This is a genomic window from Microbispora amethystogenes, from assembly GCF_016863015.1.
In the GTDB taxonomy this organism is placed as follows: Bacteria; Actinomycetota; Actinomycetes; order Streptosporangiales; family Streptosporangiaceae; genus Microbispora; species Microbispora amethystogenes.
Genome location: NZ_BOOB01000059.1, coordinates 27,003 through 52,900, shown reverse-complemented (window position 1 = coordinate 52,900; position 25,898 = coordinate 27,003). Strand labels below are relative to the sequence as shown.

The 25,898-nt window shown below is 73.8% G+C and carries 23 protein-coding genes and 1 tRNA gene; 14 read left to right on the top strand and 10 right to left on the bottom strand.

Annotated features, from left to right (window positions below; genetic code table 11):
- Nucleotides 1–27: 27 nt before the first annotated feature.
- Complete coding sequence (locus tag Mam01_RS32555; RefSeq protein ID WP_204289009.1) at nucleotides 28–1,035, top strand: alpha/beta hydrolase family protein; 1,008 nt, start codon at nucleotides 28–30, stop codon at nucleotides 1,033–1,035.
- 63 nt (nucleotides 1,036–1,098) lie between these two features.
- On the opposite strand, the gene Mam01_RS32550 is transcribed toward Mam01_RS32555, so the two are convergent.
- Complete coding sequence (locus tag Mam01_RS32550) at nucleotides 1,099–1,401, bottom strand: hypothetical protein (protein WP_150939898.1); 303 nt, start codon at nucleotides 1,399–1,401, stop codon at nucleotides 1,099–1,101.
- Between the two features lie 176 nt (nucleotides 1,402–1,577).
- Between Mam01_RS32550 and fdh the strand changes: the two genes are divergently transcribed.
- The 3 genes from fdh (at nucleotide 1,578) to nrfD (ending at nucleotide 6,535) form a co-directional block, all read left to right on the top strand.
- Nucleotides 1,578–4,751 carry a formate dehydrogenase gene (gene fdh / locus Mam01_RS32545; protein ID WP_204289008.1) on the top strand — a complete coding sequence of 1,058 codons (3,174 nt, stop codon included), beginning with the start codon at nucleotides 1,578–1,580 and terminating at the stop codon, nucleotides 4,749–4,751.
- Entirely contained in the window at nucleotides 4,744–5,496 is a 753-nt protein-coding gene (locus tag Mam01_RS32540; protein WP_204289007.1) for a 4Fe-4S dicluster domain-containing protein, read from the top strand. Before fdh ends, Mam01_RS32540 begins: the two co-directional genes overlap by 8 nt.
- A 103-nt stretch (nucleotides 5,497–5,599) precedes the next feature.
- Entirely contained in the window at nucleotides 5,600–6,535 is a 936-nt protein-coding gene (gene nrfD / locus Mam01_RS32535) for an NrfD/PsrC family molybdoenzyme membrane anchor subunit (protein ID WP_239101795.1), read from the top strand.
- 35 nt (nucleotides 6,536–6,570) lie between these two features.
- Here nrfD and selD read toward each other — a convergent pair whose 3' ends face one another.
- Nucleotides 6,571–7,584 carry a selenide, water dikinase SelD gene (gene selD / locus Mam01_RS32530; protein WP_204289006.1) on the bottom strand — a complete coding sequence of 338 codons (1,014 nt, stop codon included), beginning with the start codon at nucleotides 7,582–7,584 and terminating at the stop codon, nucleotides 6,571–6,573.
- A 93-nt stretch (nucleotides 7,585–7,677) separates the two neighbouring features.
- Here selD and Mam01_RS32525 point away from each other — a divergent pair.
- Nucleotides 7,678–7,771 (top strand) — tRNA-Sec (locus Mam01_RS32525).
- Between the two features lie 119 nt (nucleotides 7,772–7,890).
- On the opposite strand, the gene Mam01_RS32520 is transcribed toward Mam01_RS32525, so the two are convergent.
- A complete protein-coding gene (locus Mam01_RS32520; RefSeq protein ID WP_204289005.1) occupies nucleotides 7,891–8,667 on the bottom strand; it encodes an IclR family transcriptional regulator in 777 nt (258 codons plus the stop codon).
- A 146-nt stretch (nucleotides 8,668–8,813) separates the two neighbouring features.
- Between Mam01_RS32520 and selA the strand changes: the two genes are divergently transcribed.
- Together selA and Mam01_RS32510 are read left to right on the top strand one after the other, a co-directional pair.
- Nucleotides 8,814–10,097: an L-seryl-tRNA(Sec) selenium transferase gene (gene selA / locus Mam01_RS32515; protein ID WP_239101794.1), complete on the top strand. Its 1,284-nt coding sequence runs from the start codon at nucleotides 8,814–8,816 to the stop codon at nucleotides 10,095–10,097.
- Between the two features lie 51 nt (nucleotides 10,098–10,148).
- Nucleotides 10,149–11,930 (top strand): selenocysteine-specific translation elongation factor, encoded by a 1,782-nt coding sequence (locus Mam01_RS32510; protein WP_204289003.1) that lies wholly within the window; start codon nucleotides 10,149–10,151, stop codon nucleotides 11,928–11,930.
- Here Mam01_RS32510 and Mam01_RS32505 read toward each other — a convergent pair.
- A complete protein-coding gene (locus tag Mam01_RS32505; RefSeq protein ID WP_204289002.1) occupies nucleotides 11,922–12,179 on the bottom strand; it encodes a PNPOx family protein in 258 nt (85 codons plus the stop codon). The two genes, Mam01_RS32510 and Mam01_RS32505, sit on opposite strands and share 9 nt — an antisense overlap.
- Between Mam01_RS32505 and Mam01_RS32500 the strand changes: the two genes are divergently transcribed.
- Nucleotides 12,178–12,345, top strand: a complete 168-nt coding sequence (locus Mam01_RS32500) for a hypothetical protein (protein WP_204289001.1) — start codon at nucleotides 12,178–12,180, stop codon at nucleotides 12,343–12,345. The two genes, Mam01_RS32505 and Mam01_RS32500, sit on opposite strands and share 2 nt — an antisense overlap.
- A 52-nt stretch (nucleotides 12,346–12,397) precedes the next feature.
- Nucleotides 12,398–13,036 (top strand): NADP-dependent oxidoreductase, encoded by a 639-nt coding sequence (locus Mam01_RS32495; RefSeq protein ID WP_204289000.1) that lies wholly within the window; start codon nucleotides 12,398–12,400, stop codon nucleotides 13,034–13,036.
- Nucleotides 13,037–13,047: 11 nt separating this feature from the next.
- On the opposite strand, the gene Mam01_RS32490 is transcribed toward Mam01_RS32495, so the two are convergent.
- Nucleotides 13,048–14,343 carry a cryptochrome/photolyase family protein gene (locus Mam01_RS32490; protein ID WP_204288999.1) on the bottom strand — a complete coding sequence of 432 codons (1,296 nt, stop codon included), beginning with the start codon at nucleotides 14,341–14,343 and terminating at the stop codon, nucleotides 13,048–13,050.
- A 69-nt stretch (nucleotides 14,344–14,412) separates the two neighbouring features.
- Nucleotides 14,413–15,024, bottom strand: a complete 612-nt coding sequence (locus Mam01_RS32485) for a DUF998 domain-containing protein (RefSeq protein WP_204288998.1) — start codon at nucleotides 15,022–15,024, stop codon at nucleotides 14,413–14,415.
- A gap of 622 nt (nucleotides 15,025–15,646) precedes the next feature.
- On the opposite strand from Mam01_RS32485, the gene Mam01_RS32480 reads away from it, so the two are divergent.
- The 3 genes from Mam01_RS32480 (at nucleotide 15,647) to Mam01_RS32470 (ending at nucleotide 20,023) form a co-directional block, all read left to right on the top strand.
- Nucleotides 15,647–18,229, top strand: a complete 2,583-nt coding sequence (locus Mam01_RS32480) for a hypothetical protein (protein ID WP_204288997.1) — start codon at nucleotides 15,647–15,649, stop codon at nucleotides 18,227–18,229.
- 61 nt (nucleotides 18,230–18,290) lie between these two features.
- Entirely contained in the window at nucleotides 18,291–19,271 is a 981-nt protein-coding gene (locus Mam01_RS32475; protein WP_150939930.1) for a MinD/ParA family ATP-binding protein, read from the top strand.
- Entirely contained in the window at nucleotides 19,271–20,023 is a 753-nt protein-coding gene (locus tag Mam01_RS32470; protein WP_204288996.1) for a hypothetical protein, read from the top strand. The genes Mam01_RS32475 and Mam01_RS32470 overlap by 1 nt, the downstream gene beginning before the upstream one ends.
- Before the next feature lie 708 nt (nucleotides 20,024–20,731).
- Here the strand turns inward: Mam01_RS32470 and Mam01_RS32465 are convergent.
- Nucleotides 20,732–20,914, bottom strand: coding sequence for a hypothetical protein (locus Mam01_RS32465; protein ID WP_204288995.1), 183 nt, complete (start codon nucleotides 20,912–20,914; stop codon nucleotides 20,732–20,734).
- 139 nt (nucleotides 20,915–21,053) lie between these two features.
- On the opposite strand from Mam01_RS32465, the gene Mam01_RS32460 reads away from it, so the two are divergent.
- Both Mam01_RS32460 and Mam01_RS32455 read left to right on the top strand, forming a co-directional pair.
- Complete coding sequence (locus tag Mam01_RS32460) at nucleotides 21,054–21,911, top strand: hypothetical protein (protein ID WP_204288994.1); 858 nt, start codon at nucleotides 21,054–21,056, stop codon at nucleotides 21,909–21,911.
- Nucleotides 21,912–21,966: 55 nt separating this feature from the next.
- Nucleotides 21,967–22,209 (top strand): CDGSH iron-sulfur domain-containing protein, encoded by a 243-nt coding sequence (locus Mam01_RS32455; RefSeq protein ID WP_150939936.1) that lies wholly within the window; start codon nucleotides 21,967–21,969, stop codon nucleotides 22,207–22,209.
- A 270-nt stretch (nucleotides 22,210–22,479) separates the two neighbouring features.
- On the opposite strand, the gene Mam01_RS37080 is transcribed toward Mam01_RS32455, so the two are convergent.
- The 3 genes from Mam01_RS37080 to Mam01_RS32435 form a co-directional block, all read right to left on the bottom strand.
- A complete protein-coding gene (locus Mam01_RS37080) occupies nucleotides 22,480–24,837 on the bottom strand; it encodes an iron-containing redox enzyme family protein (protein WP_239101793.1) in 2,358 nt (785 codons plus the stop codon).
- Nucleotides 24,837–25,577, bottom strand: a complete 741-nt coding sequence (locus Mam01_RS32440; protein WP_204288993.1) for a class I SAM-dependent DNA methyltransferase — start codon at nucleotides 25,575–25,577, stop codon at nucleotides 24,837–24,839. Before Mam01_RS32440 ends, Mam01_RS37080 begins: the two co-directional genes overlap by 1 nt.
- A 61-nt stretch (nucleotides 25,578–25,638) precedes the next feature.
- Nucleotides 25,639–25,875, bottom strand: a complete 237-nt coding sequence (locus Mam01_RS32435) for a hypothetical protein (protein WP_204288992.1) — start codon at nucleotides 25,873–25,875, stop codon at nucleotides 25,639–25,641.
- Between the last annotated feature and the right edge of the window lie 23 nt (nucleotides 25,876–25,898).

The following is a 25,898-nucleotide window of genomic DNA, read 5'->3' as shown; positions in this document are numbered from 1 at the left end:
CGAAGACACGGAAAGACACGGTCAGACATGCGCGACATCGACTTCACCTTCGACTCGGCCGGCCACCGGTTCGCGGGCACGCTGACGCTGCCGGACGGGGACGGCCCGTTCCCGGCCGCCCTGCTCCTGCCGGGCTCCGGGCCGGTCGACCGCGACTCCGACCACCGGCGGCTCCCGCTGAAGGTGACCCGCGAACTGGCCGAGGCGCTGGCCGCCGCCGGGATCGCGACGTACCGCTATGACAAGAGGGGCGTCGGCGCCAGCACCGGCGAGTTCCTCCCGACGGGCTTCCTGGAGGGCATGACCGACGCCGCCGCGGCGCTCGCCGCGCTGCGCGCACATCCCGAGATCGATCCTTCCCGGGTCGCGGTGGCCGGGCACAGCGAGGGCGCCCTGATCGCGGCGAACCTCGCCGCGACCGCCGAGCCGGCCCCGGAGCCGGCCCGCGTGCCGACCGGAGAGCCCGGCGGGTCCGAGGAAGGGGCCGGAGCCGCCGCCCGGCCGGTCGTTGCGGCGGTGGTGCTGCTGTCGCCGTCCGCCAAGCCGGGCGCGGAGACACTGCGATGGCAGGCGGAGCGCCTGGCGCCCTCGATGCCGGCGGCCGTCCGGTGGCTGCTGCGGCTGACCCGCACCGACCTGGTCACGAAGGTGCTGAAGAACCACGAGCGGATCCGCCGTACGACCACGGACGTCGCCAGGATCGGCGGCGTGCGGGTCAACGCGCGCTGGACCCGGGAGTTCCTCGACCACGACCCCGCCGCCGACCTCAAGGGGATCCACGCTCCGGTCCTGGCCGTCACCGGGGAGAAGGACCTCCAGGTGGACCCCGCCGACCTCGCCCGGGTCGCCGAGTCGGTCCCGGGTCCGGTGGAGACCCACGTGATCCCCGACCTCGACCACATCCTGCGCCGGCAGCCCGGCCCGCCGTCGCTGCGCGCCTACCGCCGTGAGGCGCGGGAGCCGGTCGACGCGCAGGTGAAGGACCTCGTCACGAACTGGCTCGCGGAACGCCTGGCCCCGGACGCCCGTCCCTGACGTCCGCGCGCCGGGCCCCCTCGCCCTCCGCTTCGCCGGCGACGTCGGCGGGTCATCCCCGGGTCAGTCGGCGTCCTTCGGCGTCTGGGCCAGGACCTGGTCGGCGGTCGCCGCCACCACGGCCGCCGCCGTGGAGATCTCCCTGACCTGTTCGGGAGGCAGGGCGCGCAGCACCTTCTCCAGGGCTTCCAGATCGGCCTGGTAGGCCGCCGCCATCGCCGCCTGCGCCCTGGCGGTCCGCCCCGCCTGGTCGACCGCCCGGCCGAGAGCCCGGCCGGCCCGTTCGACGGCGGCCCCGAACTCCCGCGCCGCCTCGACGGCCACTTTCTCGATGTTTCTCGCCCACTCGGGCGGTTGGTCGCTCATCGCCGTCCTCTGCGTGGAGGTCTTTCCCGTGCGGTCTTCCCGTAGGCACGACTCGCCCCCGGAGTGTGCCGGATCAGGGCCTAATGCCCCCCGTACGCGCTCTACACCCGATCACTCCTTAACCTTTGGGAGTTCTTCGTGATTGAAACTGGGGTGACTAGGGCAATAGAGGCGTCATGGGTGCTGGATGGCTCTCCCGATGGCCGGTGATGCGGCAGCTCAAGGGAGAGGACGCCAGGGGGCGGGCGGCGCGCTCGCCACGTACGGACGCCCTTCGCCCCAGGGTGGAGGACGCCGACACGGTGGCGCGCTCCGTCTGCCCCTACTGCGCCGTGGGCTGCGGCCAGCTCGTCTACGTGAAGGACGGGAAGGTCACCCAGATCGAGGGCGACCCGGCCTCGCCGATCTCGCGCGGGCGGCTGTGCCCGAAGGGGTCGGCCAGCAAGCAGCTCGTCACCCACCCCGGCCGTCAGACGAAGGTCCTCTACCGCAGGCCGTACGGCACCGAGTGGGAGCCGCTCGACCTCGAGACCGCGATGGACATGATCGCCGACCGGGTCGTGCGGACCCGGCGCGAGACCTGGCAGCAGACACACGAGGGTGAAGAGGTCAGGAGGACTCTGGGCATCGCCAGCCTGGGCGGGGCGACGCTCGACAACGAAGAGAACTACCTGATGAAGAAGCTGTACACCGCCCTCGGCGCGATCCAGGTGGAGAACCAGGCGCGCATTTGACACTCCTCCACCGTCCCCGGTCTGGGGACCAGCTTCGGGCGCGGCGGCGCGACCCAGTCCCAGCAGGACCTCGCGAACGCCGACTGCATCGTCATCCAGGGCTCCAACATGGCCGAATGCCATCCGGTGGGGTTCCAGTGGGTGATGGAGGCACGTCAGCGCGGCACGAAGGTCTTCCACATCGACCCGCGGTTCAGCCGGACCAGCGCGTCGGTGGACCGGTATCTGCCGATCCGCGCCGGAAGCGACATCGTGCTGCTCGGCGCGCTCATCAACCACGTGCTGTCGAACGGGCTCGACTTCCGCGAGTACGTCCTCGCGTACACGAACGCGGCGACCCTGGTGAACCAGGAGTTCCGCGACACCGAGGACCTCGACGGCCTGTTCTCCGGCTATGACGAGGAGACCGGCAGGTACGACCCGTCCACCTGGGCGTACGAGGGCGACATGCCCGAGGAGGAGGAGCTCACCGAGGGCGGCAGGCACCACGCGGAGGCGGCGGGGTCCGACTCCTACGGCGCGCGCGGCGCGGGCGCGAGCGCCACGCCGCCGTCCGACCCGACGCTGACGAACCCGCGCTGCGTGTACCAGATCCTCAAGAGGCACTACTCCCGCTACACGCCGGAGATGGTCGAGGAGCTGTGCGGCATCCCGCCGGAGCGGTTCCGGGAGCTGGCCGAGGCGGTCACCGCCAACTCGGGCCGGGAGCGGACCACCGCCTGGGTCTACTCGGTGGGCTGGACACAGCACTCGGTGGGCGTGCAGTACATCAGGGCCGCCTCGATCCTGCAGTTGCTGCTCGGCAACATGGGCCGTCCGGGCGGCGGGATCATGGCGCTGCGCGGCCACGCCAGCATCCAGGGCTCGACGGACATCCCGACGCTGTTCAACCTGCTGCCGGGATACATCGCGATGCCGCACGCCCACCGCCACGACGGCCTCGACGACTACCTGGAGCGGGAGGGCTCCGACACCGGCTGGTGGGGCAACCGGCGGGCGTACGTCGTCAGCCTGCTCAAGGCGTGGTGGGGCGACGCGGCGACCGAGGACAACGACTACCACTTCGACTACCTGCCGCGGCTCACCGGCGACCACGGCCACTACTCGACGGTCATGGGCCAAATTGACGGGAAGGTCAAGGGCTACTTCGTCGTGGGGGAGAACCCCGCGGTGGGGTCGGCGAACGGCAAGGCGCAGCGGCTCGGCCTGGCCAACCTCGACTGGCTGGTGGTCCGCGACCTCGTGACGGTCGAGACCGCGACGTTCTGGAAGGACGCGCCCGAGATCGAGACCGGGGAGCTGCGGACCGAGGAGATCGGCACCGAGGTCTTCTTCATGCCGGCCGCGACCCACGTGGAGAAGGAAGGCACCTTCACCAACACCCAGCGCCTGCTGCAGTGGCGCGAGAAGGCGCTCGACCCGCCGGAGGACTGCCGCAGCGACCTGTGGTTCTACCACCACCTCGGCAAGCGGATCAGGCAGCGGCTCGGCGGCGACGCGATCGACCGCCCGGTGACGGAGCTGACCTGGGACTACCCCGAGATCGGCGAGCGGCGTGAGCCCGACGCCGAGGCCGTGCTGCGGGAGATCAACGGCTCGGACGCCGACGGCCGTCCGCTGGCGTCGCTGCGCGAGCTGAAGCCGGACGGCTCGACGAGCTGCGGCTGCTGGATCTACTGCGGGGTGTACGCCGACGGGGTCAACCAGGCCGCCCGGCGCAAGCCGCACACCGAGCAGGGCCCGGCCGCCCTCGAATGGGGCTGGGCCTGGCCGGCCAACCGGCGCATCCTCTACAACCGCGCCTCGGCCGACCCCGACGGGCGCCCGTGGAGCGAGCGGAAGAAGTACGTCTACTGGGACGCCGAGCAGGGCAGATGGGTCGGCCCCGACGTGCCGGACTTCGAGGAGGACAAGGCGCCCGGCTACGTGCCGCCGGAGGGGGCCAAGGCGCAGCACGCGCTGGCCGGCACCGACCCGTTCATCATGCAGTCGGACGGCAGGGGCTGGCTGTACGTGCCGTCGGGCCTGGCGGACGGGCCCCTGCCCACGCACTACGAGCCGCACGAGTCGGCGGTGCGCAACACGTTGTACGGGCAGCAGTCCAACCCGGCCCGCCGGACCATCGACCGGGCGGAGAATCCGTACAACCCGGCGCTGTCGCCCCGGTTCCCGTACGTCTACACGACCAGCCGGTTGACCGAGCACCACACGACCGGCGCGATGAGCCGCCCCCTGCCGTACCTGGCGGAGCTCCAGCCCGAGGCGTTCTGCGAGGTGTCCCGGGAGATGGCCGAGGAGCTCGGCCTGGAGAACGGCGGCTGGGCGACGATCGTCACCGCCCGTACGGCGATCGAGCTACGCGTGCTGGTGACCGGGCGGGTGCGGCCGCTGCGCGTCAACCGCAGGACCGTCCACCAGGTGATCATGCCCTACCACTGGGGCTACGGCGGGGGCGGAGTGATCACCGGAGACGTCGTCAACGACCTGGGGTCGGTCGTGCTCGACCCGAACGTCTACATCCAGGAGAGCAAGGCCGGCACCTGCGACGTCCTGCCGGGACGGCGCCCGCGCGGCCGGGCGCTGCTCGACCTGGTCGAGAGGTATCGCCATGGCTGAGCAGCGGATGGGCTTCTTCACCGACACGACCGTCTGCATCGGCTGCAAGGCGTGCGAGGTGGCCTGCAAGGAGTGGAACGACGTGCCCGACGACGGGTTCGTGTTCCGCGCCACCTCCTACGACAACACCGGTTCGCTCGGCGCGAGCACCTGGCGGCACGTCGCGTTCGTCGAGCAGGACGGCCGCTGGCTGATGATGTCGGACGTGTGCAAGCACTGCACCCACGCCGCCTGCCTCGACGTCTGCCCGACCGGGGCCTTGTTCCGCACCGAGTTCGACACCGTCGTCGTCCAGCCGGACGTGTGCAACGGCTGCGGTTACTGCGTGCCCGCCTGCCCGTACGGCGTGATCGACCGCCGGGAGGACGACGGCCGGGCCTGGAAGTGCACCCTCTGCTACGACCGGCTGCGCGGCGGCATGGAACCGGCCTGCGCCAAGGCGTGCCCGACCAAGTCCATCCAGTTCGGGCCGCTGGACGAACTGCGGGAGCGGGCCCAGGAACGCGTCGAACGGCTGCACGCCGAGGGCATGACCGACGCCCGGCTGTACGGCGAGAGCCCGGACAACGGCGTCGGCGGCACGGGCGCGTTCTTCCTGCTGATGGACGAGCCGGAGACGTACGGCCTGCCGCCGGACCCGGTGGTGACCACCCGTGACCTGCCCGCGATGTGGCGCTGGGCGGGCGGCGCCGCGCTCGCCCTCGCCGCCGGCGTGGCCGTGTGCTTCGCCGGGAGAAAGCCGTGATCGTTTCGGTGAATTCCGTGGCTTCGGCTTCGGCTTCGGCTTCGGCTTCGGCTTCGGGTTCGGGTTCGGGTTCCGTGGCTTCGGGTTCGGTGGGGAGGGTCTGATGCCGAAAGGCCAGGGCGAGGTGGTGCCGGAGGCGCCGTTCCGGTCGTACTACGGCCAGCCGGTCGTCAAGCAGCCCATCTGGCACGAGCCGCACATGCCGACGTACCTGTATCTCGGCGGGATGTCCGGTGCGGCGTCCGCGATGGCGGCCGTCGCTCGCCTGACCGGCCACGAACGGCTCGAACTCGCCGCCCGGACGGCCGCCTTCGCCGGGGGAACCGCCGGCGCGGCCTTCCTCGTGGCCGAACTGGGCCGGCCGATGCGCTTCCTCAACATGCTGCGGGTGTTCAAGCCGAGCTCGCCGATGAGCGTCGGGTCCTGGACGCTCGCCGCGCAGGGAGGGCTGACCTCGGTGGCGATGGGCTCGGCGGTGACCGGTGTGCTGCCCGTGGTGGGTGACGCCGCGACGCTCGCGAGCGGCCTGAGCGGGGTCGCGATGGCCACCTACACGGCCGTCCTGCTGGCCGACACCGCGGTTCCGGCCTGGCACGAGGCGATGCGGGAACTGCCGTTCCTGTTCGCCGGGAGCGCCCTCGCCTCGGCAGGTGCGGCCGTCATGCTGACCACGCCCAGAGCGCTGGCGGGACCCGCCCGCGCCGCGGCGGTCGCCGGCGCCGTGACCGAGGTCGTCGCCGGCGAGGTGATGGAGCGTCGTCTGGGCATGCTCGGCGAGCCGTACCGGAAGGGCAGGGCGGGCACACTCATGCGGGCCTCGCGCGCGCTCACCCTCGGCGGCGGCCTGCTGGCCACGGTCGCCGGGCGCAGCCGGACCCTTACGGCGCTGTCCGGGCTCGCGATCACCGCCGGCGCCCTGTGCACCCGGTTCGGCGTGCTGGAGGCGGGCCGCGTCTCGGCCAGGGACCCCAAATACACCGTCGTCCCCCAGCGAGACCGCCTCGACGCCGGCGCTCCCGCCCACGTCCCCGGCCGTTGAACCCGTCGCCACGAGAGCACGGGCGTCGGCGGAGGTCAGGTGAGTCGCAGGACGGAGGCCTCGCGGGGAACGAGTTCGCCGACGACCGGTGCGCCGGGGACCTCGCCCGCGACCAGGAGGCCGCCGGAGGTCTGCGCGTCGGCGAGCAGGAGCAGGTCCTCCTCGCCGAGGCCGCCCGGGTCGAGATGCGGGCGCACCCAGTCGAGGTTGCGGCGCGTGCCGCCGCTGACATAACCGTCGCGTACGGCCTGCCGCGCGCCCTCCAGGTAGGGCACGGCCGCCGCGTCGACCACCGCCGTGACGCCGCTCGCCCTGGCCAGCTTGTAGAGGTGACCGAGCAGCCCGAAGCCGGTCACGTCGGTCGCGCAGCGGACCCCGGCGGCCAGCGCCGCCCGTGAGGCGTCCCGGTTGAGCGTCGTCATCACCTCGACCGCCTGCGCGAACACCTCGCCGGTCGCCTTGTGCCTGGTGTTGAGCACGCCCACGCCGAGCGGTTTGGTGAGGGAGATCGGAGTCCCCGCCCGGCCCGCGTCGATGCGCAGCAGCCGCTCGGGGTCGGCCAGGCCGGTGACCGCCATGCCGTACTTCGGCTCGGGGTCGTCCACGCTGTGCCCGCCCGCGACGTGACAGCCCGCCGCCCGCGCCACGTCGAGGCCGCCGCGCAGCACCTCCCGGGCGAGGTCCATGGACAGGGTCTCCCTCGGCCAGCCCAGCAGGTTCACCGCGACGACCGGTTCGCCGCCCACGGCGTACACGTCGGACAGCGCGTTGGTCGCCGCGATCCGCCCCCAGTCGTACGGATCGTCCACGACAGGGGTGAAGAAGTCGGCGGTGGCGACGACCGCCCTGCCCCCCTCGATCCTGACCACGGCCGCGTCGTCGCCGTCGTCCAGCCCGATCACCAGTTCGTTCGCGTACGCCGACGGATCCGGGGCCACGAGCCCGGCCACGATGCTCTCCAGCTCACCCGGGGGAATCTTGCAGGCGCAGCCGCCGCCGTGCGCCTGCTGGGTCAGCCGCAACCCGGCCCGTTCCGTCGTCTCGGTCATGCCGCCCCCGTCCGGGTCGTCTTTCACGTACGCCGCGCCGCCGCCGTGGGGGCGCCGCCGGGTCCCTACCCTGATCCGGCTAGGTTTCTGCCTGGAGGTGTGTGGGTGCCTGGTGGCCCCCGCGGTCTTCAAAACCGACGAGGCCGAGGTCCTCGGCCTGGCGGGTTCGATTCCCGTCCACCTCCGCTCACATCATGTTCCTTTTGGTTCCGGCACCCGCACCCTGGCCCCCGACCGGGCCGGCCGCACGTGGTGCCGGCTCGACGCAGTGTCGGCCGGGGGACCCGGCGGAGGGAACAGCGCGGTTCACTCAGCGGACCGCGCGTCGGCCCGGCCGAGGTTGCGGGTGATCTCCCTCGACGCGCGCAGCACGAGTTCGGAGAGCCCGGCCGGCACCGCCGGCCGTATCGCGAGCGCGCTCACCGACGCGACGACCTCGCCGTCCGGCCCCCGGACGGGTACGGCCACGCAGCAGATCCCGGGAAGGACGTCCTGGTGATCGGCGGCGATCGACCCGGCCCGCCGGAAGGCCGTCCGGGCCCGCCGCCATTCGGCCGGCGTGAACCCCGGCGGCGCGTCGTCGTCCGGCCGGTGCATGAGCAGCACCCGGCCCGCGGCGGTCGCCCCGGCCAGTTCGGAGCCCGGCAGGACCGGCGGCACCTCCGTGATGTCTCCCCGCGTGGCCGTGATGACCCTGATCCGGTCGTCTTCCAGCACGGTGAGGAACGTGACCGTCGTGGTCAGCGAGGACAGCAGGCGTACGGGTTCGCGGGCGGCGGCCTGCAGCCGCGGGTCGGGCTGCCAGGCGTCGCCCAGGCGGGCGAGCCGCCGGCCCACGAGATATCGCTGCCCGTGCCGCTGCACCGCGCCGAGGCTCGCGAGCTGCCGGAGCAGCCGATAGGTGGTCGCCTTCGGCATGCCGGCGTCGCGGGCGAGCTCGGACAGCCCGGCTCCCCCCTCGGCCGCCGACAGGACGTCGAGCAGGTGGAACGCCCCTTCGAGCACGCCGCGTCCGGGCGGCGCCCCGGCCCGGTCCGCCGTCTCCTGGCCGGGACCGGCGCCGGCGTGGCCTCGCACTTCCATAGGGCTCCCTCTTGAGACGTCATCAGGAACTCGCCGACGACGACCGCGCCGTTACCGTCCGTACGGGGAGAAGAGCGTGACCGGCGGGCCCCGGGGAGCCCGCGCAGGTGGGCGCAGTAAGTTGAGGTGTGGATCCACGGAGGCGGGTGCCGCGTACGGACGCCGTGCTGGCGGACCCCCGGCTGGCCGAGGCGGCCGGGCGGCTCGGTCGTCCGGTGGTCAAGGACGCGGTCGTGCGAGCGCAGCAGCGGGTGCGGCAGGGCGAGATCGAGCCGGAGGACGTCGCGGAGGCGGCACTGGCGGCGCTGCCGAGACACGCGACGAGCCTTCGCCCGGTCCTCAACATGACCGGCGTGCTGCTCCACACGAACCTGGGCCGGGCCCCGCTGTCCCCGGCCGCCGTCGAGGCGGTGACGGTGGCGGCGGGGGCGACGGACGTCGAGTTCGACCTCGTCACCGGAGCGCGGGCCCGCCGCGGGCGCGGCGCGGCCGAGGCGCTCGCGCGTGCCGTGCCGGGCGCCGAGCACGTGCACGTGGTCAACAACAACGCCGCGGCCCTGGTCCTCGCCGCGACCGCGCTCGCCGCCGGACGCGAGATCGTGATCAGCCGCGGTGAGCTGGTGGAGATCGGCGACGGATTCCGCATCCCCGACCTGCTCGTCTCCACCGGCGCGCGGCTGCGTGAGGTGGGCACGACCAACCGCACCACCCTGGCCGACTACCGGGAGGTGGTCGGCCCGCAGACGGGGTTCGTGCTCAAGGTCCACCCGTCGAACTTCCGGGTCGAGGGCTTCACCGGCGCCGTGGAGGTGGGGGAGCTGACCGGGCTGGGCGTGCCGGTGGTCGTCGACATCGGCTCCGGCCTGCTGGAACGCGATCCGCTGCTGCCCGAGGAGCCCGACGCGGCGAGCGTGCTGCGGGCCGGCGCCGACCTGGTCGCCGCGAGTGGCGACAAGCTGCTCGGCGGCCCGCAGGCGGGCCTGCTGCTCGGCCGCCGCGACCTCGTCGAACGGCTCAGGCGGCATCCGCTCGCCCGCGCGCTGCGGGTGGACAAGCTGACGCTGGCCGCGCTGGAGGCGACGCTGCGCGGCCCTGAGACACCCGTACGGCAGGCCCTGCACACCGACCCCCTCATGTTGCGCGAGCGGGCCGAGGCGCTGGCGAAGGCGATGTGCCAGGCGGGCCTCGACGCCGACGCGGTGCCCGCCGAGGCGACCGTGGGCGGCGGCGGCGCACCCGGCGTGCGGCTGCCGAGCGTGGCGGTGAGCCTGCCGGAACGGCTCGCCGTACCGCTGCGGCAGGGCGAGCCCCCGGTGGTGGGGCGGGTCGAAGGAGGCCGGCTGCTGCTCGACCTGCGTACCGTGCCGCCGGAACGGGACGCCGAGGTGATCGACGCCGTGCTCAGGGCCAACCACAGGACGGTGCGTTGACACACGGCCGGTCCACGTACGAAAGCCGCCAGCGTGGCGAAGGAGGGACGAATGCACGTCGTGGCCACGGCGGGGCACGTCGACCACGGTAAGTCGACGCTGGTGCGGGCGCTGACCGGGATGGAGCCCGACCGTCTGGAGGAGGAGCGGCGGCGCGGGCTGACGATCGAGCTCGGGTACGCCTGGACGGCCCTGCCCTCGGGAGAGCGGGTCGCCTTCGTCGACGTGCCCGGCCACGAGCGGTTCCTCGGCACGATGCTCGCCGGGGTCGGCCCGGTGCCCGCCGTGATGTTCGTGGTCGCCGCCGACGAGGGGTGGATGCCCCAGTCGGAGGAGCACCTGGTCGCGCTGCGCACCCTCGGCGTACGGCACGGCCTGCTTGTCGTGACCCGCGCGGACCTCGCCGACCCCGGACCGGCGGCGAAGGACGCGGGCGGCCGTCTCACCGAGGCAGGTCTCCGTACGGGACCGTCGGGCGGAGCGGTGGAGACGCTGGCGGTGAGCGGGCGCACCGGCGAGGGCCTCGACGCGCTGCGCGCCGCCCTCGACCGGCTGGTGGCGGCGCTGCCCGCGCCCGATCCGGAGGCGCCGGTGCGGTTGTGGATCGACCGGGCGTTCAGCGTGCGCGGCAGCGGCACCGTCGTCACCGGCACGCTGCCCGCCGGTCGCGTCGAGGCCGGCGACGAGCTGGACCTGGACGGCGAGCCGGTGCGGGTGCGCGGCCTGGAGTCGCTGAAGGAGCGGGCCGAGTCGGTCACCGGGGTGGCCAGGGTGGCGCTCAACCTGCGCGGGCGGGCCGCCGCGGACCGCGGGCACGCGCTCGTCACGCCCGGCGCCTGGACGGCGACCAGCCTGGCCGACGTGCGCGTGACGATGGCCGAGGGCGCGCGGGGGCCGCTGCCGGGACGGCTCACCGCCCACATCGGCTCCGCGTCGGTGCCGTGCGAGGTCCGGCCGCTCGGCGCGGAGGCGGCGCGGCTGCGCCTGGCCCGGCCGCTGCCGCTCCACCTGGGCGACGTGCTGCTGCTGCGGGACCCCGGCCGGGGACAGGGCGAGCTCCGGGTGCTGGCCCGGGCGACGGTCCTCGACGTGCGGCCGCCGGAGCTGCGGCGGCGGGGCGCGGCCCGGGAACGGGCGAGGGCGCTCGCGGAGGCGTCCGCCGATGCGGCGTCCCTCCTGCGCACGCACCTGCTGCTGCGCGAGGGCGACCTGGTCGCGATGGGCTGCCCGCCGCCGGGACGGCCGGTGACCGCGGACTGGCACGCCGATCCCGGCCACTGGACCGGCCTGCTCGCCCGGCTCCCCGAGGTCGCGCGGCGGTACGCCGAGGCGCATCCGCTGGAGCCCGCGATGCCGCTGGAGGCCGCCCGGCACGAACTCGGCCTGCCCGACCGCAGGCTCGTGACCGCCCTCGTACGGCCCCCGCTGACCGTGGCGGACGGCCGGATCGCGACCGGCCGGACGGCGGCCGGGACGGCGGGGCTGCCCGCTCCCGTCGCCCGGGCGGTGCGGACGCTGCTGGACGGTCTCGCCGAGACGCCCTTCCAGGCGCCGGAGGCCGGGCGGCTGGCGGAGCTGGGCCTGGGGCCGCGCGAGCTCGCCGCCGCCGTACGCGCCGGGGCGCTGCTGCGGGTGGCCGACGGGGTGGTCCTCACACCGGGCGCCGACGCCCGGGCGGCGGCGGTGCTGGCCCGGCTGCCGCAGCCGTTCACGGTCAGCCAGGCGAGGAGCGCACTCGGCACCAGCCGCCGGGTGGCCGTGCCCCTGCTGGAGCACCTCGACCGCCGCGGGTTCACCGAGCGCGTGGACGACGTCCACCGCCGGTCAGTGTGAGGGGACGTCGCGGGCGCCGGACGCCGGGTTGCCGGGGTCGACGCCGAAGCTGATGACGCGCCGCGGGTGGACGCGGATGATCGGGCCCGGGAGGGGCGCCGCCGAGTCCGCCGGTTCGGCCAGGGCCTCGCCGTACCCGCGTATCTCCAGGCAGCGCACCTGCCAGGGGTCGACGGACGGGACGTCGTCCACGACGAACGCGACCCTGCCGTTGGCCAGGACGTTGCGGAACTTGCGGCTCGCCGCCATGGCGCGCCCGGCGATGTTCGTCCTGCTGGTCGCCTACGCCCTGACCTTCGCGCCCATCGCGCTGCCGCGGGTGGTCGAAGGGATCGTCGGCGCCGATCCGCTGTCGAAGGAGTACCGCGAGTGGGTCGCCGGACAGCTGGCGGCCATGACGAGGAGACGTTCATGAGCAGGACGGTCGTGTTCTCCGCCTACGGCGGCACGAGGTCGTCGGCTGGGCCATGCTCGCGTCGTACGCCGAGCACGTCGTCGTCCCCGCGGACCAGGTGGCCGCGAAGCCGGCGGCCATGCCGTGGCCGGAGGCCGGAGTGCTGTCGGCGTCCGGGCAGACCGCGGCCACCGCGCTGGAGCGGCTGCGCGTCGGCGCGGGCGACACCCTGCTCGTGCACGCGGCGGCGGGCGGGGTCGGCACGTTCGCCGTGCAGATCGCCAGGGCCGCCGGGGCGACGGTCGTCGGCACCGCGAGCGAGCGCAACCACGCCTACCTGCGCGAGCTCGGCGTGATCCCGGTGACGTACGGCGACGGGCTGGCCGGGAGGGTGCGCGACGCGGCCCCGGGCGGGGTGGACGCCGCGCTCGACGCGGCCGGGACCGTGGAGGCCCTGGAGGTCTCGGCGGAGCTCGTGGCCGACCGCACCCGGGTGGGCACGATCGCCTACCAGCCGGCCGCCGACCGGCTCGGCGTTCAGCGGCTGAGCACCGAGCGCTCCACGGCGCGGCTCGCCGGGCTCGTCGCCCTGTGGGAGAAGGGCGAGCTGCGGGTGCGCATCCAGGAGGCCGTTCCGGTCGAGGAGGCGGCGCGGGCGCACCGGATGGTCGAGTCCGGCCACGTCACCGGCAAGGTCGTCCTGGTCTTCTGAGCCTCCGCCGGTCAAGCCGTGAGCTCGCCGCCCAGGGGAGAGGCGGGGTAGCCCGGCACGCCGCCGCGGACCTTCCACGGCTCGTGGACCAGGTTGTCCGGGAGGGACGCCAGCTCGGGGACGTACCGCCGCACGTACTCGCCGTCGGGGTCGAACTTCTTCGCCTGCCGCAGGGGGTTGAGCGTGCGGTAGGGCCGGGTGTCGTTGCCCGTCCCCGCGACCCACTGCCAGTTGCCGGAGTTGTTCGCCATGTCGCCGTCCACGAGCCACTCGCCGAAGTGCGCCAGGCCCGCACGCCAGTCGATCCCGAGCCGCTTGGTCAGGTAGGAGCCGGTGATGAGCCGCACCCGGTTGTGCATCCACCCCTCGGCGCGTAGCTGCCGCATCCCCGCGTCGACGATCGGGACGCCCGTCATGCCCTCTCGCCAGGCCGCCTCCGCCTCCTCGTCGCGCCGCCACTCCACGTCCCTGTCCCGGTAGTCGCGCCGGCCCATCTCAGGGAAGTCGTTGACGACCTGGTAGTGGAAGTCGCGCCAGCACAACTGCCGGACGTACTCCTCGCCGCCCGGCCGCCCGGCCGCGCGGTCGACGACCTCCGAGGGCGACACGCAGCCGAAGTGGAGATAGGCGCTGAGCATCGAGGTGCGGCCCGCCATCCGGTCGCGGTCCTCGGCGTACGACGCGAGCCCGTGGCGTATCCAGTGGTCGAGCCGCCGCCGTCCCTCGCTCTCCCCGCCCCGCACGATCCCGTACGGCTCCGGCGGCACTTCGGGCAGCTCTCCGGGGTCGACGCCCGGCGGCAGGCGCAGCCGGTGGGGCGCGCCGAGCACCGGCCGGTGGACCATGCCCGACCAGGCCCGCCAGTACGGCGAGAACACCCGATAGTGGTTCGCCCCGGCCGAGCCGGGGGTCAGCGCGCCGGGGGGCACCACGGTCACTCCGGGGAAGAGCCGGAACTCCAGCCGGTGGGTCTCGCACTCCGCCGCGAGGCGGCGTTCCCGCCGCCGGGCCAGCGAACTGACGTCCTCACTCGCCCAGACCGCCGACGCGCCCACCTCGGCCGCCAGCCGTACGGCCTGCGCCACCGGATCGCCGTGCCGTACGGCGAGGTTCCCGCCGAGCGCCCGGAGAGACGACCGCAGGTCGTGGAGGCAGGCGTGCAGGAAGTCGCGGCGGTGCCGGGCCGCGATCGCGGGGTCGAGCACGAACAGCGGCACGACGTGCCTCGCCGAGGCGCAGGCCTCCGCCAGCGCGGGGTGGTCGTGGACCCGCAGATCCCGGTTGAACAACACGACGACGGCCTCCACGCTCGTCTCTTCGTGGTCCCCGGCACCGATGGTTGCGGGAGCGCCCGGAATCGACGGAGATCGCGAAGATCAGCCGTTCAGGGTGCGTACGGCGAGAACCGCGAGCCAGGTCCAGCCGATGGTGACCGAGACGCGCTGGATCAGTCCGCCCAGATCGACGAGGCTCTCCTTCTGGGCGAAGGCGGCGCTCGCCAGCACCATCGTCACGGCGAAGAGCACACCGCTCACGACCGAGTAGATCGCCCACCCGGGCGTGCCCGACCAGGCGAACACGACGCAGGCCGCGGCCAGCGCCACGAACCCGGCCAGGGAGAAGAGATCGTGGAGAAGCCCCTGCCGGGTGTTGGGCTGGGGCAGGTCGGGGGTTCCGGGAGGAAAGCCGCTCACCGGATCCGTACGGAAGATCCCCGCACAGAGCAGGCCGATCGCCCACACGCCGACCAGCGACGCACCCCAGTGCGAGGGTCCGGCGCGCCAGAGGCCGGCGGCGAAGGCCAGGGAGAGCAGGCCCCCGACCATGAAATTGACGGTCTGGGTCCATCCGCGGTCGCCGATGGCGAGGGAGCTGACCGGGTGGCGTAGCGGCCTGTAGTGGGCGCGCAGGGCGCCCTCCGTGAGGTACGCGACGGTGAAGAGGGGGCCCGCGACCAGCCCGCAGGTGAGCAGCAGTCGGTCAAGCATGGCGTCAACGTAGACTGACAGCGAGCGGGCTGTCAATCTGGACTGACACGTTCCTGGCTGTCTTGCGCCGGGAAATCGCTGAGATCGCGTTTCCAAGAGCTTCGGTGGCCGTTCCGGGCGACCGGGGCGGGCGATGCCGGGCGGAGACGGTGCGGGTGCGCGCCGTAATACCGAGAAAGCATGAAAGGCAGGTTATTCCCCGGAAATATGAAGGTTATTCACATCGGATGTGGCGATCGGATGACGGACGGCGGACGGTGACGGAAACCATCCCCGGCGCGTGCGTGCGCGTGCGAAGAATGGGAAGGTACGTGCAGGTCATACAGGTCATGCTGAGGGGAAGGGGAGACGTGTCGCGACTTCTCCAGACAAGCGGGGAGATAATAACGGACATCCCTCCTGGGCCCCTTTCGGATAGCCATATCAGTGTTATTTGCGGCTTATCCTCAACTGTAGATTGCTCGGGTTCTTTTCCTTCCCAACACATCCGAGTCAGTCTAAGATCTCGTTCTATGTATCGGTATGCATCGGATTTTCCCGCCGCGCAAGTGGGGCGCCTTGGCCGCGGTGATGCTCTGGCCGAACATGACGCAGTCGCCGTCCTCCACCCGAACCGGTGCGCATGAGCCCGCCCACCGGGGATGTGACGCTCGACCCCGGCCGGGGGATGGCATGGGTCGACGAGCACGGCGCTCACCTCGTGGACTACGCGTCCTACCATCTTGAGTCGTCCGCCACCCTCACGGCGGTGACCGCCGCGATGCGGTCGTGCGCCGGCCGGGAGCGGCCTGGGAACGTGACAGACCGCGCACTGCTTTTCTCCGCGCTGCGCAGGGAGTGCGCCACCGGACCGGGGCGGGGGTTCCTGCCGGGTGCGGGTTCGGCAGGGCCGGACCCCCTCGCGGTGCGGCGCGCGTGGCGGCTGGCCGACCCTCTGGGCGCCGAGACGCTGCGCCTGCTCTACCGCCACGAACTCGGGTTACGCGATCTCGTGCACGTGCTCGCCCTGCCCTCCAAGGAGGCCGGCCGGCTCGTCGCGCGCACGCAGGACGTCGTGGAGATCCTGGTGAGCGGGCTGGACGGCCTCGCCAGGGGCCGTCCCATTTGCCCGGAACTCGCCCCGCTGGTCGCCGCCGTCTTTCCGGACGAGAACAGCGAGGCCGCCGACTTCGGCGCCGCTCGTACGGCTCTGCTCACGCACATCGTGACCTGCGTGGTCTGCAAGAGGCCCATCAACATCCGGTACACCGTGCCGCAGGTGCTCTCCCGCCCGCCGGTGGCCGACCTCACCTCCGAGACTCGGCAGCGGCTCCTCGACGCCCTGAACCGCCCCGCCCCCGCCCCGATCGCTCCGGCCCCGATCGCTCCCGCCCCGGTCGCTCCCGCCCCGGTCGCTCCCGCCCCGGTCGCTCCGGCCCCGATCGCTCCCGCCCCGGTCGTGCCCTTCCGGCGATCCCCTGTCCCCACCGCCCCCGCCCGGCCGTCGTCCGCTCAGCCGTCGTCCGCTCAGAGCGGGACCGCCCAGCCGTCGTCCGCTCAGAGCGGGACCGCCCAGCCGGCCACGCCCGGTACGCCCGCCCGGCCGTCGTCCACCCGAAGCACGCCCACGCGGTCGCCGTCTCAGTCACCCCCGCAGGTCGCCTCCTCCCAGCCGGCCGCGCAGAGCACGCCCGCCCGGTCCGTGTCCGCCGATGTCGCGCCGGCTCGGCCGGTGCCCGGCCAGGACGTGACTGGCCAGGCTTCGCCTGATGAACCGATGGCGGACCAGCCCGCGTCCGGGCAGGCGGCGTCGTCGGTGCGCCGTCCTCCGTCGTCCTTCGGGGTGCCGCTCACCGCGCCGGTGGGGACGGCCCCCGCCCCCGTCGCCCCCGCGACTTCCAAGGTGGTTCCGCCACAGGCCCCGGCGGCCCCGGCCACTCCGGACAGCGAGCCGGAGGGCGGCCGCGACTCCCGGCGTGACTCCCGGCGCGACTCCCGGCCGGGACGGGCCGCCGAAGGGGCGCCGGATCGACCGGTGCGGCCCTTCTCCCAGGAGGACACACAGCCGAGCCTCGTACGGCCCCGAGGCACGTCACGACCCTCCCGGCCGCCGGGTGCGGGACGGCCGCCGGGCCAGCCGGGCGGATCCCGGTCCGGGACGTCCACGCATGCCGCTCCTCCCGGAGCCGCCGGTGCGCCGGGCTCCGCGGGCGGGCCCGCAACGACCCCGGGCCCGGACACGCCCCTGTACGACGCCCTGCTCTCGCAGATCAGGGCCAGGGAGACGGCACCCACCCACGCGCCCGAGACGAGCGCCGCCCTCGTCCCAGCCGCAGCCCTGACTCCGGCTCCGGCGGACGACCTGGAGCGCTCCGCGCGTCCGTCGTCCGGCATCCAGATCAGGATCGTCGCGATGTTCGCGCGGATCCTCACGCTGCTGCGCGCGACCGCCGTACGGATCGTCATCGTCGTGGTCGCGGGAGCGGCGGGGACGGTGACCGGAATCAACCTCTTCGCCCCGGCTCCCCAGCCCAAGGGCCTGGAGGCGGGCGTCACGCAGACGACGGCCGGTCCCGGAGCGGCCGGGGCGGGCGCCCCTCTCGGCGCGGGGACGGCTGACACCCCCGCGAGCATCGCGGTGGAGACCCCGGCGGCCGGAACGGGCGCAGGTGGCGACACCCCGGCGGAAAAGGCGGCGTCAACGAACGGCACCGGCTCCGGCACCGGCTCCGGCGGTGACGTCTCGACGGACGGGGCGGCGGGAACCGACGGCGCCACGGACGGCGGCGCTTCGGACGGCGCTTCAGACGGCGCTTCAGACGGGGCCTCCGGCGGGCCGGAGGCGACCGCGACCGCCTCTTCCGGAAACGGCTCGCAGGCGGGTGGCCAGCCCGCCCCCGCGGACACCCCGGCCTCCCCGGCCGCTGTGCTGATGGGCTCGTGGGGGATCCAGGCGCCGAACGTCATCACGCTCGACGCCTTCGGCAGAGGCACGATCTCTCTCTCGACGACCTCCGGCAAAGCGGTGAAGTGGCGGATATCAGCTCCCGGCCTGTCGGTCGCGCCGTCCAGTGGAACGCTCAAGCCCCGGCACACGGCCGTCCTCACGGTGCGCGCGCTGCGGGTCCGTTACTGGTGCGGGGTCCCCGCGCCCACGACGACGCCGCTCGTTATGCACGGCCCGAAGGGCGAACGCACCGCCACAGTGCGATGGAGCACCTGTTGACGATGGAACACCTGTTGACCGCCTCCCCGTTCTCCCTCGTCCTCGGTGAAAGGACCCGACCATGACCGAGATCCGCACCTCGGCGCCGACACCCCCCGAGCAGTTTCCGGACAGCGTGCCCCTCACGGCCGAGCACCTGCTCATCAACCGCCGGATCGAACCCACCGGCGGCTGGCGGCGGCTCGTCTACCAGATCTCCGGCGGCCGGATCAACCCGTCGGAGTCGGCGGCGGAGCTGGAGCGCCGCACGCTGATCGCCCAGGCGCAGACTCCCGTGGCCAGCGGTCACCACCGGATCGCGGTGATGAGCCTCAAGGGCGGCGTGGGGAAGACCACGACAACGGCGGCGCTGGGCAACACGCTCGCCTCCCTGCGCGGTGACCGGGTGATCGCGATCGACGCCAACCCGGACCGGGGCACGCTCGGCATCAAGGTCAAGTCGGAGACCGCGGCGACGATAAGGACACTGCTGGCCGAGGCGCCGCACATCGTCCGGTACGCCGACGCCCGCGCGTTCACCTCACAGTCGTCCGCCCGCCTGGAGGTCCTCGCCTCCGACACCGACCCGGCGGTGAGCGAGGCGTTCAACGCGGAGGACTACCGCACGGTCGCCAACCTGATCGAGCGCTACTACTCGATCTGCATCACCGACTGCGGCACCGGGCTCCTGCACGGCGCGATGGGGGCGACGCTGGAGCTCGCCGACCAGATCGTGCTGGTCACCATGGTGGCGGTGGACGGAGCGAGCTCGGCGGCGGCGACCCTCGACTGGCTCACCGCCCACGGCCACGGACACCTCGTCAAGAACGCCATCGTGGTGCTGAACGCGGTCGAACCCAAGTCGCACGTCGACGTGGACCTGCTCGAACGCCACTTCTCCGGCCGGTGCCGCACGGTGGTGCGGGTGCCGTTCGACCCGCACCTCAAGGAGGGCGCGGAGGTCGACCTGACCCGGCTGCGCCCCACCACCCGCGGCGCCTACCTGCGCCTGGCCGCGGCGGCGGGGCAGGCGTTCGGACAGCGACCGGACCGGGGCAAATAGTGGGACAGATCTTCCCCGAGCCGGAGCTCGACTGGGATCTCGGACCACCCCGGCGGTGGGACCCCCGGCATCTGATCGTCGTGATCGCGGGGGTCGTCACCGTTGTCGCGGTGGCGGTGATCGTGCTGCAGACCCGGGACTCCGAGCCGCCGGCCACGCCCGTCCGGGCGGTCGCCCCGGCCGTCGCCCTGGCGATGCCCAGCGATCACGAAGGCGACGGAGGCTACCCGGTCGGCTTCCCGCGGACCGAGCTCGGCGCGGCGTCCGCCGCGGCGGCCGCCCTGGAGGCCGCCTGGACCCTCGACGTCGGCCAGGCCGAGCAGGCCGCCGCGCTCTACGCGCCGCCGGACCAGCAGAAGGCGGCGCGTGACGGCGCGCGCGAGGCCGTACGCGGCTGGCGCGAGACCCTCGGCCTTCCCGTCGAGGGTGACCTCCCCGCAGGGGCGGCCCTGCGGACCCAGACGATCGGCGTGCAGTGGAACGTCCGCTCCGACGACCAGGTGCAGGTGTCGGTCCTGGTCAAGGTGACGGCGACCACGGGCGCCGGTGGCAACGGCCCCGTCTACTCCAGCCCGTACGCGATGAGCCTGCTCATGGCGTGGGCGCCCGACATGCGTGGCACGAACAAGGGCGACTGGGTGAACATCCCCGATCCCACGCCTCCGTCCGTGCCCGCAGCCGCTCTCCCGGGGACACCCGAGTTCGCCGCGGCGGGCTGGAAGTCCCTCGTCGATCCCCGGCCCACCCCCTAGATCGAGGATGAGCCTCATGCCCCCCCGAATTTCTCCTCGACGCGCCAAACTGGTCTCCGGCCTGCTCCTGGCCGCGGTCTCCGCCACCGCAGGCGCCGTCGCCGCACAACCCTGGACCGCCGTGGCGGAGCCCGGCAGCGGCTCCTCGCCGGACGGATCGGTCGCTCTCGACCTCGCAGGCGGCGGACATACGGACGACTCCGCCGCCCGTCACGACGACGGCGCGTCCGGCGCCCGCGAAGCCTCCACAGGCGATTCGGGCGGCGGTTCGAGTCACAGGACGTCCGCGAGCGGATCGGACGGCGCTTCGCGTGCGGCGGCGTCGCACAGCGATTCCGCCCCCCGCGCCGGTCGTGAGTCCGCGCCCGCCGACGGAGGGGCGCGGATGGCACGTAGCGCGGCCTCCGGGGGCGACTCCGGAAGCGACTCCGGCTCCGGATCCCCCCGCCTCGCCGTCGGCACCTCGGCCGGCTCTTCCGGCAAGGGCGGCACGTCCCGCCATTCCTCCGGTGGTTCCCACCGGTCGTCGGGCGGGTCCGGCGGCGACTCGCGGGAGGCCGCCGACACTTCCGCGCACTCGTCGGACAGCGGGTCCGGTGGAGACCCCGCCGGGGCTCGTACGGCCGACGGCTCGCGCCCCGCTCGCGCCTCCAAGCACGGCGGGTCCGGCGGGAGCGGCGCATCCGGCGGGCACAGCACGTCGGGCGGTCACAGCTCTTCCGGCCGCAGTTCTTCCGGGCACAGCACCTCCGGGCACAGCACCTCCGGGCACAGCACCTCGGGCCGTTCGGCGGGCGGAAGCGGCGGCACCGCGCACCAGCGGCGGCCGGCCCCCAAAGCGACCGGCGCGACGTCCTCACCCGCGCCCGCGGGGTCGTCAGGAGCGCCCACGCCCGCGCCGTCCGGATCCGGGCAGCCCGCACCCACCGCGAGCGGCGCTCCCACGGAGACGGCGACGCCCGTTCCGACCGGTCAGGAGACTCCGGCTCCGCACACCGAGACGAGCGCGACGGCGGCTCCCCACGACACCGTGACGGCGACCCCGGCTCCGGACATCACGGTGACCCCCGCGCCCGTCCCGTCCCCCGAAACGAGCACGGCCCCGAGCACCGCGCCGACTACGGAGGCGTCGCCCGCGCCGTCCCCGGAGGACACCGACAAATCGAAGGACACCGACAAACCGAAGGACAAGGACGAGAAGGACAAGGACGAGAAGGACAAGGACCCCAAGGGCAAGTCCGACGACAAGCCCAAGTCTGACGACAAGTCCGACACCAAATCCGAAGGCAAATCGGCGAAGCCGCCCAAGGCGCACCCCCCGAAGGCCGGCGGCAAAGCCGCGAAGCCGCCCAAGGGGTCGCACCCGGTGCCAAAGCCGATCGTGACCACCACCGCGCCGCCGGCTGCCGCGGCCGAGCAGGCGCTGCCCCCGAGTGGTCAGACGGGAACGATTCCCCTGCCGGTCGGCGGGTCCGGGGCGGTGCCGCCGCAGGCGGTCAACGCCCGCCAGCCGTCGGCGCCGTTGGCGATCCCCGGCTACCTGCCGCTGCCGCCGCTCGCCTCCCACTCCCGCGCGGACGGGTGCGGCCACGGCTACGCCGCGGGCTGCTGGAGCCTGGCGCCCTGGCGGAGCCGTACGTCCGGATTCTCCCTGGGGGCCGTACCGGGCGGGGAGGCGGACAGCCCGGCGACGCCGCAGTGGGCGTTCGCCCCGCCGGGCGGGAAGATCCCGGTGTCCAGCCCCTCCGGCTCCGGCATTCCCGGCGTGTTCACCGCTCCCCGGGCGGCGTTCGCCGGGGCGCAGACGTTCGTCCAGGCCGGTTCGGTCGACGAACGGTCCGGGTGCTGGGCGTTCAGTCCTTCGGCGGTGTGCGCGCGAGCCGACTGAGCGAACCGGGAGGACCCGTGGGTTACCCCGCCGCCCTGCCGGGCACGGTGCTCCTATGGAGCGCCATGCGGACGAGCAGGTCACGGCGGCGGCGGTCACGGTGACGCCGTGCGAGGACGGTCCGCTGCTGGTGCGCGGGCCGTTCACGCTCACCACGCAGGACGGGCGGCGCATCGATCCGGGCAGGGCGACGGTGGCGTTGTGCCGCTGCGGCCGTTCCTCGGCCAAGCCGTTCTGCGACGGCTCGCACAAGGCGGTCGGGTTCCGCGCGACGAGCGAGCCCGACCCGCCCACCTGATCGGTCCTCGCCGTCGTCCGCGCCGAGCGCGAGCACCCCTACGGCGGGGCGGCGGGGGCAGAGACTCCAGCGCGCTCAGTGCCCGGTCCGCCTGCTATCCCCGAGACTGAGCCTTCCCCGGCCTGACCGGCTGGCTTGCCCCCAGCGGATCGCGCGAAAGGTGTGCGCCACGACAGGCCGGCACACGCTGGGTGTGGCGCGGCTACTCCCCGGTCGGCCGTCCTCAGCGGGATAGGGGCTGAGCGCCGGATCCGCCGTGCGTCCCGGTTCTCACGGGGACGTGAGCGGAGTGGGCGGCCCGGTCGCCCGGTGGCGGAGCCGCCGCGTCGAGTGCGCGGCCACCCGCAGGCGACGCCCGGCGTAGGGGACACCGCCGAACAGGAACCTGGCCGTGAGCGCCGCCCAGCTGCAGGTGGCACGTTCGAGTACCCACACCGGGGCGAACAGCGGGGCCGTGGCGGGGAAGACCCGGCGGCCTCCGGCCCGGCGGCGTCCGATCTCCGCGAGGCCGGCGACCGCCGCCGCACCCGCCGCCACCAGTTCCGGGCGCCGTCGCCACAACGCCGCGCCCACGGCGGGCAGCACGGCCAGGAAGACCGCCATCCGCACGGGCTGCGCGAGGTCGTCGTACGCCTGCCGGACGCGCTGCGACCAGAACCGCCGGGTGCCGGGCGGCAGGCGCCGGACGTACAGGTCGAGCGGGCACGCCTCCCGGCCGCCGTGGGCGCGGACGGTCCGGATGAGCTCCAGGTTCTCGAACAGCACGTCGCCGTCGTAGCCGCCCATCCGGGCGAAGAACGAACGGCGTACGCCGAAGGTCCCGGGATAGTCGGCGCCGAGGCCGCGGTTGAGCAGGGTGCGGGCGCTGTCCCAGCGGGCGTGCCAGGGGAGCGGGTGGAAGTGGTTCTGCGGGCGGACCAGGTCGGCGTTCTTCAACAGGGCGCTCATCCGGCCGAGCGCCGCGATCTCGTAACGCACGTCGTCGTCGGCGATGATCACGTGCTCGTTCCGGGCTCTGCGCATGCCGGTGAGCACTCCCGCCACCTTGCCGTTGGCCACGTGGATGTCGTCGTCGGGCCGCAGGTGTTCGGCGATCTCCCGCCACAGCCGGGCATGCCGTCCGAAGAGCGGCGACGGCGAGCCGTCGACGACGACGATCCGGGCGTGCCGGGACAGCCGGCGCAGATAGGCGGTCAGTTCCTCCAGGCCGGTGTCGTCCTGCCAGCGCAACGGCAGCACGTAGTCGATCGGCGGCGCGGGTTCCGGCTCGCATTCGGCCCCGACCTCGGGCTCGGATTCGGCCTCGGGCTCGGATTCGGCTCCGGGCTCGGCCCCGACCTCGGGCTCGGCCCCGACCTCGGGCTCGGCCCCGACCTCGGGCTCGGATTCGGCTCCGGTCTCGGACCCGGTCCCGGTCCCGGGCCCGCATTCGGCCCCGGTCTCGGACTCGGGACCGGTCTCGGACTCGGATACGGGTTCGGGCGGGCACGTCGCCAGTCGGCCGGCCGGTGACCGCGGCGGGATGGGTCGCGGGAGCGACCGCGAGGGCGGGCTTCCTTCCGTGTCCTGCGGCGGGCTTCCTCCCGGGTCCTGCGGCGGCCTTTCGAGCGGGGCCTGGGGATGCGCTCCGAGCGGCGCCTGGGGCGGGCTCCCGAGGGGCTGCCTAAGGGAGGATCGCCCGGCCCGCCACCGGCCCAGCAGCCGCTCGGCGAAGATCCGGTCGAGGGCGAGCGCGCAGGCGGCGCCGTACAGGATGTCCCCGGTCAGGCCGGGATGCTCGGCGGCGAACGCGCCGCACATGTCGTGCGCGGCGATCTGCTCGTGCACGGCGTCGGCTTGCACGTGCTCCTCGAAGTAGCGGCGCGCGCCGGCGTCGCCGCCCAGCCGCCGCAGGCCATGGCTGTAGCGGCGGTTGGGGGTCGACGAGGTCATCTCGAACGCCGCGAGGTGCCCGAGGAGCGCGCCCCGGTGGCGGCGGTGCAGCCCGAACAGCGACATGACGTTGCCGACCGCGAGCGTCGCTCCGGGAACGCGGTCCAGGTAGGCGCCGTAGGTGTCGTCGAGGCCGACCGCCCGCATGGTCGCGCGGAACAGCTCGGCGTGCATGCGCTCCGGGCTGCCCCCGCCGTACTCGTCGGCCTGGATCTCGACCAGCGCCGCCTTCGACCGGCCGAGCAGCCGCGGGATGCCCCACGTGTGCGGGTCGGCCTCCTTGAGCTGGTAGAGGGACCGGTGGGCGACGAACTCCGCGAACCGGCCGAGATCGGCCCTGGTCCGCAGGTACGCGGAGAGTGAGGGGCCCTGGTCGGCGGCGACCAGGGCCGCCAGGGCCCGGGGCACCTCCTCCGGCGCGGGCGCGGGCGGGCGGGGCACGAGCCGGGCCAGCTCGGCCTCGAACCACCTCTCCAGGCGTTCCCGCAGGGCCAGCACCGACGGGTGCCACTCCCAGCGGTCGTCGACGCCGTCGAAGCCCTGGTAGTGCAGCTCGTAACACACGTACAACGCGAGGTGGAGGTCCTCCTCGTCGCCGTACGCCTCGTCGGGCGGCGGGTCGAACAGGTGTGGCGGGCGGGTCAGCTCGCCGCGGAGCCGGTCGGTGATCGGGCCTCGTGGCGCGGGCAGGAGCATCAGCCCTCCAGGACGCGGTAGACGGACACGTGGGCGCGGCTGTCGTCGGTGAACGGCGTGCCCGACCAGTCGGCCCAGCGTCGTTCACGCTCCATCCCGGCCAGCCGGGCCATGAGATCCAGCTCGCACGGCCAGGCGTAGCGGTGGTTGGCCGGCAGCAGCCGCAGGCCGTCCGTGGTCATCCGCAGCTTCGTGGTGTGCATGAGCTGCTCGGCCGGGCACAGACGGGCGGCCTCGACGACCACCTCCTCCGCGGCGACCGACAGCAGGCGCAGCGACGTCAGGTCGCGGAACGCCGCCGGGTCAGGCACCCACGCCTCGACCACGAACCTGCCGCCGGGCCGCAGATGGGCCGCCGCGTTGCGGAAGCACCGCACCTGCGCGTCCTGGGTGGGCAGCGCGAAGACGGTGTTGACGGCCAGCAGGACGAGCGAGAAGACGCCCTCGACCCGCGCCTCGGAGAAATCGCCCACGGTCACCGGGACGCGGTCGCCGCCCGGCTTGGCCCGCAGGATCTCCACCATCTCGGGGGAGCCGTCGACGCCCGCCACGGGGATGCCCCGGGCGGCGAGGGGGAGCGCCAGCCTGCCGGTGCCGATGCCGAACTCCAGCACCGGACCTCCCCCGGCCAGCCGGGAGATCGTCTCGACCACGGGCTCGACGGGCAGCCGCCGCGCCGTGTCGTCGTAGATGTCCGCGATCGTCCGCCCGTACGCGGACGCGTCAAACCATTCCCCCACGTGTTTCCCCCCACGCGTCCCCACGCGCCCCCTCGGCCGTGCCGGTCGCTCCGGCGGGCCGTCAGCCCCCCAGCTCGCGGGCCAGCGTGTCGAGCCGGTCGGCCAGTTCGTCGACCCTCCGGTCGTCGATGGGGCCGTCCCCCGTCTGAAACCGCAGGTCGCGGGTGCTGACGATCACGAGGCCCTCGGCCTGCGCCTCGGGCACGATCTCGCACCGTCCGCCGACCAGCACCAGCGTCGCGTCGGGCGACGGCGACTCCAGCAGGGCTCTGACCTCGTCCCGGCCGACGATCCTCATGACGACTCCTTCCGCCCCCCGGT